The following is a 14,862-nucleotide window of genomic DNA, read 5'->3' on the forward strand; positions in this document are numbered from 1 at the left end:
GATCCTTTGACGGTTCTTTTTTTAGTATATGAGACAATTTCTTTATTTCGATTTCTCTTCCGTACACTTCGTTGTTTTTGAATGATGAATGGTGTATGTGAACACATACAGCAAAATGCAGCACATAAAAATAGGAGTCATAGCTTTCTTTAACGGTTGTACAACATACCCCACATACGGAATATGGTATAAATATTTCCCCTTTACCACTCCACTGTCAGCAACGTTCGCCTCTTTGTTTGTTTCGACTATAGTTTCCTTCCATTCTTTAGTGGTTTGCAGAGAGTATTTAGCATCTTTGTTCATGACAATCAAGTCTTGGGGGTGATCCGTTCCCTCTTCCAAATGTCGTGAGACAACAATCGATCCGTTTGGAACCTTTCCGTTTTCGTATTTCGCCTGAAAAATGCTTACCTGAAAACCAAAGGCAACAGGAATGAGTGCGGCAAACAGCATTGTAAACACAACAACGTACAGAACAAGGATATAACGAAAAAAAGAGAATACTCGATCATTCTTTTTGCTGCTCATCATGTTTTTCTCCCTCCTCTTTTATGAACACCTCTTCCTTTCCGCCAAAAACAAATAAAGATGGTTCCATATGCTTAAGGGTCGTTGTATACGTTGTAAAGTGAGTTAATATTAATATAAAAATGATTCCAATCACCATTAAACGAATCATCGTTAAGTAAAAGGCGCGCATATCCCCACTCCTTTTTCTTCGTCAGTTACCCTTATCATATGTTCCATTTCCCAAATTGGTTATTCGTCTACCTTTTGAAGATGAATGGTCAAAAGCCACTCTCTAAACGAAGCCTATATGGATGGGAGCTTATTGAAATCAGCATATTTTCGCTGGTGAAGCATATGTTTGTTACGTAGATGTCACAAATACGTACAGTTCTTTATTTTCACATAAGAGATAAAGTTAGACGGAAAAAGGAGTTGAGTCTATGTACGATAATTATTTTTATAAGGCCGCTATGTATGACTTATTGGCAAATTATTATAAATACTCGAATCCAAACCTTCATGTATTTTATTACCAAAAACATTTAAAGTATATGAACCAACTAATCATGGCTAACTATGAAGCCGCACGAGAACCACAAACCAGAAATCCCATGGTCCGTATATTTCACGCTTCACCAGACACTCCCTCAGTCGATGTCTACTTAAACGGTAAACGGACCATCCGGAATCTTACTTACAAGCAAGAAACAGATTATCTCCCACTTCTAGAAGCAGGCCGATACCGTATTGACATTTATCCTGCCGGGAAAACGGATAAACCTATCGTATCAGAAACATTCACCTTTAATGAGGGACAAAAGTATACGGTAGTGGCGGCTGGAACTTTGAATACTCTAGACTTGTTATTCATTAAGGATAATAACGAAGTTCCGTCTGGAGAAACGAAAATCCGCTTTATCCATTTATCACCTAATACCCCCGCTGTTGATATAGCCGTAAAGAATGGAGATGTTCTCGTCTCTGATATAACATTTAAAGAAGTAACTGACTATTTACCGTTAAGTCCCATGACGGTTAATCTGGAAGTCCGAATTGCAGGTACAAATAAAGTGGTGCTTGAATTGCCGCCGATCCGTCTTCGTCCAAACCGAACGTATACGGTTTATATAGTCGGCCTAATGAACGGAAAGCCAGGTTTGGAAGCATTGGTGGCGCAACACTAACAAAAAACAACAGAATAAACGGTAAACGACCACACGAAATGAACCGTCAACAAGATGCTCGGTTTTCCGGGAGTTCCCATGACGGTTCATCTCCAGGGAGCCGCTTCAAAAACCTTCGCCTAAAAGGATAAACTGCTTATTAATCAAATGAGGCGTCAAAAAAATCCTTGATTTTGCTGGATTTTCCATGTCGCTTCATTTGATGGGGGCTCCCCTCTTTTCACTTTCCTTTATATTTCGCTATAATAGTGAAGATAGAAAGGAGATAGGAAAGTGAATTTACCGTCAGCATTTGAAGAAAAAATGAGCCAATTACTTGGCAAGGAGTATGACTCCTTTATTCATACATATCATCACGAAAAGGCATCAGGGATGCGCGTAAATACGCTAAAACTTTCACCGGAGGATTTGCAGCAGCGCATAAATCTACCAGTTGAACGTATCCCTTTTTGTCCAATAGGATTTTATTATCCATCTGACTTGCAGCTTGGAAAACATCCGTATCATCTTAGCGGATTATTTTACATCCAGGAGCCAAGCGCCATGTATGTCGCTCAAACGCTTGACCCAAAGCCGCATGAGCGTGTATTGGATCTATGTGCAGCGCCGGGCGGTAAATCAACACAGCTGGCCGCTTTGATGAAAAACAAAGGACTCCTTATTTCAAACGAAATCCATCCTAAGCGCGTAAAAGCATTGTCCGAAAATATCGAACGTTTAGGTATATCGAACTCCATTGTCACAAACGAAATCCCGGAAAAACTTGCCCAAGCCTTTCCGGGATTCTTCGATAAAATTTTAGTGGATGCCCCTTGCTCAGGAGAAGGAATGTTTCGTAAAGATGAAGAAGCGATTGAATTTTGGAGTGAAGATCACGTCAAACATTGTTCAGCTCAACAAAAACGAATTTTAGACGAAGCCTATACCATGTTGAAACAGGGCGGCATTCTCGTCTATTCCACTTGTACCTTCTCACCGGAAGAGAATGAACAAGTAATAGAAGCATTTTTACAAAAATATCCGGACATGGAATTGCTGCCAATCGATAAACACAATGGAGTTAAAGATGGCCGTCCTGAGTGGACAAAGAATCAGCAAGAACAAATAAGAAGGACGGCACGGTTATGGCCTCACCATTTAAAAGGGGAGGGACATTTCGTGGCTAAACTGCGAAAAACAGGGGAAACGGTCTCTTCTAAACGCAAGTCGGTATCCAGCAATCTCACAAAAGCCCAGACCCAACTATACCGTTTGTTTGAACAAGAAGTGTTGAATACTTCGATTAGCGGGATTCTTTATGTGACAAAAACTCACCTATACTCCCTTCCAGAAAGATGTCCTTCTTTAGATGGATTGAAAGTAATTCGCCCTGGATTACATCTTGGTGAGTTTAAGAAAAACCGCTTTGAGCCTAACCATGCACTCGCTATGGCACTTCGTCCAGAAGAAGCCAAACACTTTTTCACTTTTGGGCAAACGGATGAAGCATGGAAAAAATACATACGCGGAGAAACGATTCAAAGCGGAGAAGACCGGGGTTGGCTGCTTCTAGCTCTCGATGGTTTTTCCCTTGGATGGGGCAAAGAAACAAAAGGAACCATTAAAAACTTTTACCCAAAAGGACTTCGTCTTCCTAATATATGAATCCACATAAAGAATGTAACATGGACAAAAGCGGTCCATGCTACATTCTTTACGCATAAGGCTTCGCAAGCGACATTAAGGGTCCTTGCCAACCGCTTATATGTGAACCTTTGTAAGTCTATGCAGGCAGAAAGAACAGAAAAAACTCGCATAGCGAGCTTTTTCATTTAGTCGAGATCAATGTAAATTGAATATCATCTTTTTCTAAATCAAACTTCTTCACTTTTACCCGAAAGTCGCTCTTCATTTCCATCTCTTGCAGTGCGACATAAACGGATTCTTCTCTTGGATTAATCCGCACCCATTCAGGTAACGAAAAATTATTGTTCACATATCCTAATACGGTGCGAACAGGTAGCTGCAATCTCCCCACTGCCAGTGATTTCTGGTTGAGCAAGAGATCCCCGTTTTTCTGAACCTCAGGCTCAAAATCCATACTAATATCAAGGTCATTTCCAAAAGCCTCAACAGTTCCGTACACCTCAACTTGATCAGTCAATCGGACTACATAATTTAAAGGCTGATTATTAAACTCCTTTTGTAAATATTCATTAATTAAAACGTTTAAATCCTTTTTCTTTGCAATAACGCCTAATGAAACATCTTCTTTGAGACCTTTAGCATAAATGGAAGGTTCATTTCCTTTTGATGGTTGTAAAGCTAAACTGCCGATAACCAAAAGGAAAAGAAGATTAATTGCTAAAAGGCCAATAAATAACCATTTCCATTTGTTCATCTAAAAACTCCTTACTTGCTTTCGGGTTTCGCCAACACACGTTGATTCGTTTCCGGCTGCTGATCCAACACATATTCATTGATTCTTTGGGCAATTAATTCATATCCTTTTTTGTTCGGGTGAAATTGATCTTTTGCTAATAAAGGTTCTTTCACTTCAAATAGATCCTCTACTTTCACATACGTTACACCTTTAAATTTAGAAGCCACTTTCTCGCTTGACTCATTCCATTGCTTGACCACGACGTTAATCTCATTTACCGAGCTTAACGAATGTAAAAATGGATTATAAAAACCGATTAAATAAATATGGGCATCAGGATTAATTTGACGAATGCGTTGCAGAACCTTGGATAATCTCTTTTCATACTTGACCTGCTCTTTATCAAATGTCTGAAGAGAGATATTATAGAAGAAGTCACGAACGACCTTCATCATATCGTTTCCGCCAATGGTCATGAATATAATATCGGCACGGGCCACTTGAGCCACAATATCTTCCTGGTTCAACCGTTGAAGCAATTGATCTGTCCGATTGCCTCGCTTTCCTAGGTTGGTGACCCGTACGTCATCCACCGATTTTTGCCTGGAAATAAATTTGACGACACCGGGCACATATCCGCCTTGTTTACTTGAATCACCAACACCTTCTGTTAACGAGTCACCAATTGCTACAATATTTAAATCAACCGGGAAAAATCCTTTTGGAATATGAGCTTTTACTTGAAGGTCTGTCTGCCTTGTTTCGAGTTCATCCGATTGTTTCATCAAAAAGGCGGGTGATGAGCAGGCAGTCATGAAACAAACACATAATAACAGAAAAAGCCATTTTTTATTCATCAAAAACACCTACTGTTTTGTATAAGCTGGGAAGTGTTATTTTTATGTTATCATACCATGTCAAGCACCTACACATTTCATGCTTAGAAATGAAAGGAATCATTACTATCGTATGCAAAAAGTTCCTATTTTTTGCACGCTGCACTTGTAAAGAATGAGAAGATGAAAGGAAGATTTTCCTGAATAAATGATAAGTTAAAGTAAAAAAAGAAAACACCATTCACGCGCATTGTTGTTTAACCAACTTCGCGGCACGAATAGTGATTTTGGGAGGGAAAACGCAAAAAAGCTTCTGAATCATCCTCTTCGCTAACCCTCTATTTCCTTACTGTAATGCCTTTACATGTTCAATTATCTCATCATACGGCGTATTAGAGACGCCGCTGTAAGATTTGACGACTTTTCCTTCTTGATCAACTAAATAAAAATCCGTTCCATGAATGACTTGATTGCTTTCCTTTGGCATTTGTGCAATGGTTTTGAACTGCTTTAGTGCAAATTGTTCAATCTCTTCTTGCTTATACCCTGTTAAAAAATGCCAATTTGTTAAATCTCCATCAAACTTTGCCGCGTATTCTTTCAGGGCCTCTGGAGTATCATGCTCTGGATCCACACTAAATGAAACAAATTCCACATCTAAGCCTTCTTCTTTCATTTTCTTTTGCAGCTTTGCCATATTGGCTGTCATCGGCGGGCAGACCGTTTCACAGTTTGTGAAGATAAAATCAGCAATCCATACTTTTCCTTTTAAATCAGACAACCCGAAAGGTTCATTTTCTTGATTTGTGTAAGAAAAGTTGTCCAGTTTCCAATTTAACGGGTCAGGAATTTTCGAACCGCACGCCGCCAACGCGAGCATTAGCATGGTTATCGTTATCAATACCCTCATTTTTCTCTTCATAAACATGTTCAAACTCCTGTCTATTAAATTCGTTATATCTTCATTCATTTTAACAAACTATGAAAATAGCGGAAAGCGTTTTTAAGTCCTTTTCACGCAATCGCACCTTGAATGGACGTTTCTATCTTTATGTATCGGGGCAGAGAGATCACAACCGTTGTTCCTTCCCCTATTCTTTTATAGAAAAAATCATATCACACTTCCTGAAATCGGAAATATTTAACAAATAAAAAAATGTCCCCCCCTATATAAGGAGGAGACATTTTTTATTCTGCAAAATACATAAAACCAATAGCTCCCGCTCCTGTATGAGTAGAAATTACGGGTGTTGTATATTGAATTGAAAAATCTGTATAACCGCTTACATTAATAATGGATTGTTTAAGCTTTTCTGCAAGTTCCAACCCCTCTGCGTGTACAAGACCGATACCTTTGATTGTTTTTCCAGCTGTATCCTCTTCCAATTTCTTCGTTAAATACTTAATTACCTGCGAGTGACTGCGCACTTTCGCTTCAGGTGTATACACTCCGTCCTCAAGTGAAGCAATAGGTTTAATGTTTAATAGTGATCCAATCAACGCTTTTCCGCGTCCAATCCGGCCGCCCTTTATCAAATTCTCCAGTGTATCAACAACAACGTATAAGGTAGTGTTTCGACGGATCTCATCCACTCTTTTTGCGATGTCCTCGACCGTCTTACCTTCCTGTGCCATTTTTGCGGCTTCAATGACCTGGAAACTTAACGCTTTTGATATATACATGGAATCAATAACTTTGACGTTTCCATCTACCATATTAGCTGCGCTTTCAGCCGATCGAACCGTTCCGCTCATACCGCCTGTCATATGAATGGAAACAATATCATAGCCTTCACTTGTATATTTCTCATAAACCTCAACAAATTGGCCTGCAGCCGGCTGCGAGCTTTTCGGAAGCTCTTTTGATTGCCTCATTCTTTCAATAAACTCTTTCGCCGTGATGTCAATTCCATCTAAAAATGTATCATTATCTATCGTAATGGATAAAGGTACAACCTCTATACCATATTGTTCAAGCTCCTCTTTTGATAAATCAACCGTTGAATCGGTTACAATCTTAATTTTTGCCATGAGTTCACCCCTACCAAAACCTTGAGCCTAATTATATCATTTTTCGACAATAGCTCAAAGGTAAAATCCTAAAAAGATAATAAATGTTCGAATATATTGTTCCGCTTTTCTCTTTTTATTTTCAGCTGAAAATAAAAAGAGGTTGACTCAGCAGTCCAAAAACATGCTGTTGAGTCAACCTCCTGAAAATGAACCATCATGAAAAATGAAGGTTCTTGATGATTCATTCCAGTCTAAAAATATGATGGCCATCCTTTTAGTTCTTGCAAGACGACCTCACGTGAACTATGCATTGTGTTTTAGTATATCTTCTTTAAAAATTAGTTCGTATTGTTTCCATTTTAATACTCTTTTTAAGTATTCTTTGAATGAATAGACTTTTTTCGGGTTTTTGTTGTTAAAAACTTGGTTCATAAACGCTTCAAGCCGAAGAGAAATCATGAATCGATAAGTGCTATCGTCCTCCAATACAGGAATTTCAATCACTTTTACCTTTTGCCCATTTACATGTTTGAATTCTAGGCTTTTGAATAACAAGATATCAATCCTCTTTTTCACCCGTTTCCTATATTATAACTCTATTCTGGGCTCGAATGTTGTCTTTTTGTGTTAATTTTATATGATTTTTTCAATTTATTTTAACTGAAAAAATCATATAAAATGACTCGAGTCCAGTAAATCTGAACTCGAGTCAGAAGACCCATTTATTTAAATAAGTAGGTTAAAGAGATTGCTTTCTTTGTTGACCTCCATGAACGGAAACCCTTTTTTCTCCATCCGTTCTATTAGAGGGGCATAATCTTCTTTATATTTCAGCTCGATTCCGACAAGTGCCGGTCCGCTTTCTTTGTTATTTTTCTTTGTATATTCAAATCGGCTGATATCGTCAGTAGGACCTAACACTTCATCCAGGAACTCTCTTAAAGCACCGGCCCTTTGAGGAAAGTTTACGATAAAGTAATGTTGTAATCCTTCGTAAATCATGGAGCGCTCTTTGATTTCCTGCATACGCCCGATATCATTGTTTCCTCCGCTGACGATGCAAACAACGGTTTTTCCTTTGATTTCATTTGCGTACGCATCAAGCGCTGCAATTGGCAGAGCTCCGGCTGGTTCCACAACAATAGCATTTTCATTATAGAGAGATAATATCGTCGTACACACTTTTCCTTCCGGCACCACGACAATATCATCGACGATTTCCTTGCAGATCTCGTACGTAAGAGTGCCTACCTTTTTAACAGCTGCCCCGTCAACAAACGGATCAATCTTTTGTAATGGAACAACTTCTTCTTTTAAAATCGATTCCTTCATACTAGGGGCCCCTTGCGGCTCTACACCAATCAGTTTCGTTTGGGGAGAAACGCTTTTAATGTATGTACCGACCCCTGAGATGAGTCCTCCCCCGCCAATGCTGGCGAATACATAATCAATTTCTTCTTCGCAATCGTTTAACATTTCCACCGCTATTGTTCCCTGCCCGGCAATCACATCCACATCATCAAATGGATGAATAAATGTTCGATTTTCCTGCATGCTGCATGCGATGGCCTTATCGTATGAATCGTCAAATGTATCTCCGATCAAAACTATTTCAACATTATCTTTTCCGAGAAATTGCACTTGATTAACTTTTTGTCTCGGAGTAGTACTCGGCATAAAGATTTTTCCTTGAATATTCAAATGTCGGCAAGCATAGGCAACTCCTTGCGCATGGTTCCCGGCACTTGCACAGGCAATTCCGTTTTTCAGTTCATCTTCGCTTAATTTTTTGATTCGATTGTAAGCACCGCGCAATTTAAACGAGCGAACAGCCTGCAAATCCTCCCTTTTCAAATAAATATTACACTCATATCTTTCTGATAGCAGATGGTTTCGCTGTAAAGGAGTATGAATAACGACATCTTTAATCATTTGATTTGCAATCAAAATGTCCTCTAAATGAACGGCTTTTTCTTTGTTTTCTACTTGTTGTCCCATATTCAACTTCCTTCCTGATTTATCCCTTATGATTTGTACATTATATCACATAATTCGATTTAATTAATTGTTTTTTCTAACTTTTTGAACAATTGATGATATGCCCAAAGTTCAAGCGGGATGAAATAAATCAGTAGCGTAAATGGGATGAACATCATTCTTATATCCGCCTTGAATGGACTTACAAGGGTTTACGTATAAGCATTTGACAAGGGGCCTTAATATGTAAATGGGCAAATGCTTATGCGTAAAGAATGGACATGGGCGTTTTTTGCTCATGTCCAATTCTTTCTGTGGATTTATATGGAAAGTCTATTTCATTTTCAAATTTAACGCTCATATATCGTAAAGAAGTACGTATAAGAATTTTTTTCGTCTTTGACACCTTGTTCTTTAAAGATAACGTTCCATTCACTTTGATTGAAAACAGGAAAATACGTATCTCCCTCAAATTGCTCTTGAATTTCTGTTAAGTAAAGGCGATTTGCATGCGGAAGTGTTTGTTCATATAAACGAGCACCGCCGATGATAAACAATTCTTTTGAATGGTTATCAAAGGCTAATAGTTCATCGAGCGAATGAACAACAGCCGCCCCCTCTGCCTTATAATCTTGCCGGCTTGTTACAATGACATTCTCACGACCCGGGAGAGGCTTGCCGATGGACTCGAATGTCTTTCGCCCCATCACAACGGTACGGCCCATCGTCACTTTTTTAAAATAAGCAAGATCTGCCGGCAAGCGCCACGGTAAATCGTTGTTTTTTCCGATTAAACGATTCTCGTCCATTGCGGCAATCAATGAAATCATACGCTCACTTCTCCTTTAATGTGAGGATGCGCATCATAATTCACAAGCTCAAAATCTTCAAATTTGAAATCAAAGATGGATTTCACTTCAGGATTGATTTTCATTTGAGGCAATGACTTCGGTTCACGTGTTAATTGAAGTTTCACTTGTTCTAAGTGATTGGAGTAAATATGCACATCACCAAATGTATGAATAAACTCTCCCGGTTCCAAACCGCACACTTGTGCAATCATCATCGTTAACAACGCATATGATGCAATGTTAAAGGGCACTCCCAGGAAAACGTCAGCTGACACGATCTTCAGTTGAGTTCGCTACACTCAACCCGCCGTTTTCGGCTGCCCTATGTCACCATAGGGATGAGACTATATCACCTACCTGATTCGGTAGCCTTGCGTTTCGAATCCCTATCGCTTGGATTCTACTCCCGTTATGGGATAGTCGTTCGGCATTTATTTATTCCTTTTAAGAAGAAATAAAATTTAGCACAGGATTGTCTTAACAGTTTAAGAGTTTCCCTGTTTAGCAAGGTTTTTCGATACAGATTGCTCTGTAAAGGCGCTCCAGAATGTTAACGCTGATAAAGCTGACATGAAAGTTTCCCATCGGCCACATAAAATTGGAACAAGCAATGACAAGGCGGCAATGCCATGTTGTCTACATCCGCTACATTCCACGCGCTGACGATCAGGCGGCGGGAATCGGGATTGTTTTTGATCTGATGAATGAGATTAGAAATTTGGTCAATATGTTCTCCGCTTGCTGTCGGCCATGAGCGCCATTGGTATCCGTACACAGGACCAAGATTCCCGTTCTCATCTGCCCACTCATTCCAAATGCGGACACCGTTTTCCTGCAAATATTTAACGTTCGTATCGCCTTTTAAGAACCAAAGCAGTTCATGAATAATGCTCTTTAAATGAAGCTTTTTCGTCGTAACGACAGGAAAGCCCTCCTGTAGATTAAATCTCATTTGATATCCAAACGTACTAATTGTACCAGTCCCTGTTCGGTCTTCTTTTTTCGTTCCGTTCTCTAATACGTGCCTGCATAAGTCTAAGTACTGCTTCAACAAAAACACATCCTTTAATTAACGTTCTTTTCTATTTTACGTGATTTTACTTAAGATTTCTATTTTGTTTCTATTATCCTTTCATCATTCCTATTCTTTGCTTCCCCGGGCCTCTTTTCTCCCGGAATAGAAGCTAAAGAATGAAAAATATGACGGATGGCAGCCGCTTATGCGTAATGAATTGGACATGGGTGGTTTTTACCCATGTCCACTTCTTTATAGAGGCTGACCCATAAGTTCAAAAAAATGATGGGTTTTATGTTTTATGCAAAATGGACCGTCAATCAAAACCCTTGGTATTAATGGATTTATATAACGGTCCATTTTGCGTGGGGTGACTCAAAAGGGGCGATTTTCCTCCTTTTGAGTCACCCCCAACTTATTTTAATTAAACACAATCGTTTTGTTTTGGTGCACAATAATGCGATCTTCCAAATGCCATTTTACCGCTCTTGCCAATACTCTTCGTTCGATGGAGCGACCGATTTTCTTTAAAGACTCCACATTATCGCGGTGATTGACTCGTTCGATGTCCTGTTCAATGATAGGACCTTGATCGAGGTCATCTGTTACATAGTGAGACGTAGCCCCAATCAACTTCACACCACGTTCATACGCACGCTCATAAGGCTTCGCTCCTACGAATGCCGGTAAGAACGAATGATGGATATTAATGATGCGGCTTGGATGTGCAGCTACAAAGTCGGGCGTTAAAATTTGCATATAACGGGCCAACACGATTAAATCAATTTTGTATTCCTTCAATAATTGCAGCTGCTGCTGTTCTACTTCCCGGCGGTTTTCTTTACTTGCCGGTATATAATAAAATGGGATGCCAAGTGACTCGACGACTTCGCGTGAATCTTCATGATTGCTGATGACAAGTGCAATATCCGTCATCAAATCACCGCTTTGCCACTCCCACAACAACTCGAGCAAACAATGCGGCTCTTTTGAAACGAAAACAGCCGTACGCTTTATATGATAGCCGTATGTAAAGTTCCATCGCATATCGAATTTTTGAGCGATTTCTTGAAAATCAGCTTCTAATTGCCCTTCTTTCTTCTTTAGCTGTTCACACTCAAACTCAACCCGAATAAAAAACCTCCCGCCTTCGTGGTTAGTGGAATATTGGCTTGATTCCACAATATTCGCTCCATGCTCGAACAAAAATTGAGAAACAGCCGCAACAATGCCTGGCTGGTCTGGACAGCTAATTAACAATCTTCCCCGATCCTGGTACTGTTCTTGAAATGCCTGAATATTGTCTTTTATGAATGTTTTCATGAAAAAAGCCTCTCTTTTTCTATTTAGTTTTCTGATTATTAAAACATTATAATCGATTCCTTCTTATTTTCAACCCTCCTTACAAAGAATTCACCTATAAACCTATCCAGGATGCTCACACAAAGGAACATAAACAGGATAACAAGCGATAGATGATGTTAAAAAATTAGATGGGGTGACCCAAAAGGGGAAAAATCGCCCCTTTTGAGTCACCCCCCGCAAAATGGACCGTTATATAAATCCAGTAATACCAAGGGTTTTAATTGACGATCCATTTTGCATAAAACATAAAACCCATCATTTGTTTGAACTTATGGGTCAGCCGCTTATGCATAAATCATTTGACCTAAATGCTTTTTATTTAAGTCAAATGATTTATGTGGATTTATATAGAAAAAAGATGAACAAAGGGCACTACAAACATGCCCTCTGTTCATCTTCCCGAAATAGGCCGAAGCATTCCATCACTTTTTAGAAAACCTTCTTCTGGTCTCTTTCTTCTTTCAATATTTCCACCGCTTCACGGAACCGCTGCGAATGGATGATCTCCCGCTCTCGTAAAAATCTTAATCCATCATTTAAATCTGGATCGTCTGACATGTTAATGATCCACTGATATGTTGCCCTTGCCTTTTCCTCTGCCGCTATATCTTCATAAAGGTCTGCAATTGGGTCCCCTTTTGCCTGGATATATGTAGCCGTAAAAGGGTTGCCGGCTGCATTTTGGTAAAACAAAGCAGAATCATGATTGACATAATGATCCCCCAGCCCCGCATCCTTTAATTGTTCCGGTGTCGCATCTTTGGTAAGCTTATAAACCATCGTCGCAATCATTTCAAGGTGGGCAAACTCCTCTGTTCCTATATCCGTGAGCAACCCCACCACTTTATCCGGAATGGTATAGCGCTGATTTAAATAACGCAGGGCTGCAGCTAACTCCCCGTCGGCTCCACCGTATTGTTCAATTAAGTACTTGGCGAGTGTCGGGTTACAGGTACTTACTTTGACAGGGTATTGTAATTTTTTTTCGTATATCCACATGATGGACTCCCCCTTTAAGCATTTATACTTGCCATGGCCATGGACTTGTTCCCCAGCTCCAATTGGCATCCGTGTAGCTGTTTCCATATTGCTGCAGCGGACCAAACTTTTGTTCAAATGCTTGCTTCAACTGTTGGCTATATTGGGCATATTGATTAAATTGCTGCATGGCCTGGTAATCATCAGGATGGGTATCCAAATAAAGGGTCAGTTCTACCAGAACGAAATCCGCAGCTTGAATTTCTTCCAAACGATCATAATATTCTTGGGGCAGTTGTTTCACACCGTCTACCTACCTTTCCCTTTCGATTCATAAGGGTTTTCGTAATAATCCCAAAATGCGGGCCATAGCGTTCCTTTCATTAATGCTTCCTTGGCTGGATATTGCTGAAAATTGGGCGGCTGAAATCCTATATAAAGATTAGGAGGAGTAGAATAATATTTTTCCCCTATAGGATTGCATGGATCATATTGACTATGAAAGGGCCGATATGCCTTCATGCGTGTAAACGATATTCTCTGTTGATCTGACACTTGATACACCTCTTTTAAAAAGGGAATTTTTATTAACCATATTCACGTATTGCTTGTCTACATGACAGAAATAAAGAAAAAACCTCCCTTTTTGTATAAAAAAGAACAAAGGACCCGGCATGTAAAATCCAATATAATCAAGGATTTTTCTGCCGGGTCCTTTTAGTAAAAATATTTCTGGCTGTCTATCTTAAATTGATTGGACAGCCCCTTCATTCTCTTCTAAGCGATTCTTTCATTCCAGCCAAAAAATGGCATGATTTTTATTATGTTGCTATTCATCGTACAAACTGGCCGTTTCGTTTCCTTCAACTCGGTCACACAGCAGGCCGAAACCCTAAAATGAAAACTTTCTCGGCTTCTCCAGCACGTTTTGAAGAAAGCGATACGTTTGGGGAGCTGTTTCTCTTAGTTGGCCGCGCGTTAATTGGTTGTAATAAAACATCGCAAATGTTTCTGCAAAATATTCTTCTGGATACATCAAAAAATAGCCGCGTCCAGGAAACAATCGCTCCCTCTCATTTTGCCAGGCTTTTACGAAATCCGGGTGGTACCGGATTTCGTTTAAAACATATTTGTCAATCGTATGGGCCGTTTCATGCAGTTCCAAATTGACCGAACCGTGTCCGCTCCCTTTATTGCTGCTCCCGATTTTCACATACACCGTATCTGATCCTCCGGCTCCAGGTACATCATCCCACGTCGGACCGTTTTCACTGTATCCGCGCGGCTGGATTCCCTTTAAGCGGGAAAAAGCGGCTTCCTCTGTAAGCTTTCCGGTAAATAATTTAATGCGAAGCTTCTCTTGTTCCATCTTTTTTAGGATATCTGGATTTATAGCCGAAAGCCTTATAATGATTTGCTCCGCTTCCGATTGTTGGAATGGACCCTTTGGTACATAAACAATCTTTCCTAGGAAAGAAGCGTTTTCACTCCGTTGAAACATAATGTCACGGAACATCGCGGTGTCTTTTAAAGGGATTGCATCTTGTTCATAAGAAGAATACGTAACAGTCGGTATTAATAATAGAAGCAGCAATGAAAAAAAGGTATATCGCTTTTTCATTTAATACTTCCTCTCTTACTCTATGATTTTATTATTGTACCATAACAACTAAAAAGTAAGAGATTGTAATATTTTCATATATAAATCCACATAAATAATGGAACATGGATAAAAAACATCCATGTTCCATTATTTACGCATAAGCGG

At 39.5% G+C, this 14,862-nt stretch carries 17 protein-coding genes and 1 pseudogene; 2 read left to right on the forward strand and 16 right to left on the reverse strand.

What is annotated here, in order from left to right; translation table 11 throughout:
* Window positions 1-42 precede the first annotated feature (42 nt).
* Window positions 43-534, reverse strand: coding sequence for a hypothetical protein (locus ACFOU2_RS17660; protein ID WP_377917419.1), 492 nt, complete (start codon window positions 532-534; stop codon window positions 43-45).
* Window positions 512-703, reverse strand: coding sequence for a hypothetical protein (locus ACFOU2_RS17665; RefSeq protein ID WP_377917421.1), 192 nt, complete (start codon window positions 701-703; stop codon window positions 512-514). Before ACFOU2_RS17665 ends, ACFOU2_RS17660 begins: the two co-directional genes overlap by 23 nt.
* A 250-nt stretch (window positions 704-953) precedes the next feature.
* On the opposite strand from ACFOU2_RS17665, the gene ACFOU2_RS17670 reads away from it, so the two are divergent.
* Together ACFOU2_RS17670 and ACFOU2_RS17675 are read left to right on the forward strand one after the other, a co-directional pair.
* The gene (locus ACFOU2_RS17670; RefSeq protein WP_377917423.1) at window positions 954-1,697 is read left to right on the forward strand and encodes a DUF4397 domain-containing protein; all 744 of its coding nucleotides are present in this window, start codon (window positions 954-956) and stop codon (window positions 1,695-1,697) included.
* Between the two features lie 273 nt (window positions 1,698-1,970).
* Window positions 1,971-3,341, forward strand: a complete 1,371-nt coding sequence (locus ACFOU2_RS17675; protein WP_377917425.1) for an RsmB/NOP family class I SAM-dependent RNA methyltransferase — start codon at window positions 1,971-1,973, stop codon at window positions 3,339-3,341.
* Window positions 3,342-3,504: 163 nt separating this feature from the next.
* Here the strand turns inward: ACFOU2_RS17675 and ACFOU2_RS17680 are convergent, their stop codons facing one another.
* From ACFOU2_RS17680 to ACFOU2_RS17745, 14 genes and pseudogenes are all read right to left on the reverse strand, one after another.
* On the reverse strand, window positions 3,505-4,077 hold the full coding sequence (locus tag ACFOU2_RS17680) for a YpmS family protein (protein ID WP_377917427.1): 573 nt from the start codon (window positions 4,075-4,077) through the stop codon (window positions 3,505-3,507).
* Between the two features lie 11 nt (window positions 4,078-4,088).
* A complete protein-coding gene (locus ACFOU2_RS17685) occupies window positions 4,089-4,916 on the reverse strand; it encodes an SGNH/GDSL hydrolase family protein (RefSeq protein ID WP_377917429.1) in 828 nt (275 codons plus the stop codon).
* 325 nt (window positions 4,917-5,241) lie between these two features.
* Window positions 5,242-5,817, reverse strand: coding sequence for an SCO family protein (locus ACFOU2_RS17690; RefSeq protein WP_377917501.1), 576 nt, complete (start codon window positions 5,815-5,817; stop codon window positions 5,242-5,244).
* Between the two features lie 266 nt (window positions 5,818-6,083).
* Complete coding sequence (locus ACFOU2_RS17695; RefSeq protein WP_377917431.1) at window positions 6,084-6,926, reverse strand: DegV family protein; 843 nt, start codon at window positions 6,924-6,926, stop codon at window positions 6,084-6,086.
* Between the two features lie 285 nt (window positions 6,927-7,211).
* Window positions 7,212-7,463: a DUF2535 family protein gene (locus tag ACFOU2_RS17700; protein ID WP_377917433.1), complete on the reverse strand. Its 252-nt coding sequence runs from the start codon at window positions 7,461-7,463 to the stop codon at window positions 7,212-7,214.
* 171 nt (window positions 7,464-7,634) lie between these two features.
* Window positions 7,635-8,906, reverse strand: a complete 1,272-nt coding sequence (ilvA, locus tag ACFOU2_RS17705) for a threonine ammonia-lyase IlvA (protein WP_377917435.1) — start codon at window positions 8,904-8,906, stop codon at window positions 7,635-7,637.
* A gap of 329 nt (window positions 8,907-9,235) precedes the next feature.
* Entirely contained in the window at window positions 9,236-9,715 is a 480-nt protein-coding gene (gene folA / locus ACFOU2_RS17710) for a type 3 dihydrofolate reductase (protein WP_377917437.1), read from the reverse strand.
* A complete protein-coding gene (gene thyA / locus ACFOU2_RS17715; RefSeq protein ID WP_377917439.1) occupies window positions 9,712-10,011 on the reverse strand; it encodes a thymidylate synthase in 300 nt (99 codons plus the stop codon). Before thyA (ACFOU2_RS17715) ends, folA begins: the two co-directional genes overlap by 4 nt.
* A 278-nt stretch (window positions 10,012-10,289) precedes the next feature.
* Window positions 10,290-10,787 (reverse strand): annotated as a pseudogene (thyA, locus tag ACFOU2_RS17720) (thymidylate synthase); the annotation flags it as partial.
* A 384-nt stretch (window positions 10,788-11,171) separates the two neighbouring features.
* The gene (gene purU / locus ACFOU2_RS17725) at window positions 11,172-12,074 is read right to left on the reverse strand and encodes a formyltetrahydrofolate deformylase (protein WP_377917441.1); all 903 of its coding nucleotides are present in this window, start codon (window positions 12,072-12,074) and stop codon (window positions 11,172-11,174) included.
* A gap of 471 nt (window positions 12,075-12,545) precedes the next feature.
* Window positions 12,546-13,115 (reverse strand): spore coat protein CotJC, encoded by a 570-nt coding sequence (gene cotJC, locus ACFOU2_RS17730; RefSeq protein ID WP_377917443.1) that lies wholly within the window; start codon window positions 13,113-13,115, stop codon window positions 12,546-12,548.
* Window positions 13,116-13,137: 22 nt separating this feature from the next.
* Window positions 13,138-13,398: a spore coat protein CotJB gene (locus ACFOU2_RS17735; protein WP_377917445.1), complete on the reverse strand. Its 261-nt coding sequence runs from the start codon at window positions 13,396-13,398 to the stop codon at window positions 13,138-13,140.
* A 5-nt stretch (window positions 13,399-13,403) separates the two neighbouring features.
* Window positions 13,404-13,616 carry a spore coat associated protein CotJA gene (locus tag ACFOU2_RS17740; protein WP_377917503.1) on the reverse strand — a complete coding sequence of 71 codons (213 nt, stop codon included), beginning with the start codon at window positions 13,614-13,616 and terminating at the stop codon, window positions 13,404-13,406.
* Between the two features lie 370 nt (window positions 13,617-13,986).
* A complete protein-coding gene (locus tag ACFOU2_RS17745) occupies window positions 13,987-14,715 on the reverse strand; it encodes an anthrax toxin lethal factor-related metalloendopeptidase (RefSeq protein ID WP_377917447.1) in 729 nt (242 codons plus the stop codon).
* Window positions 14,716-14,862: the final 147 nt, after the last annotated feature.

Source organism: Bacillus songklensis, from assembly GCF_042649685.1.
In the GTDB taxonomy this organism is placed as follows: Bacteria; Bacillota; Bacilli; order Bacillales; family Bacillaceae_H; genus Bacillus_BA; species Bacillus_BA songklensis.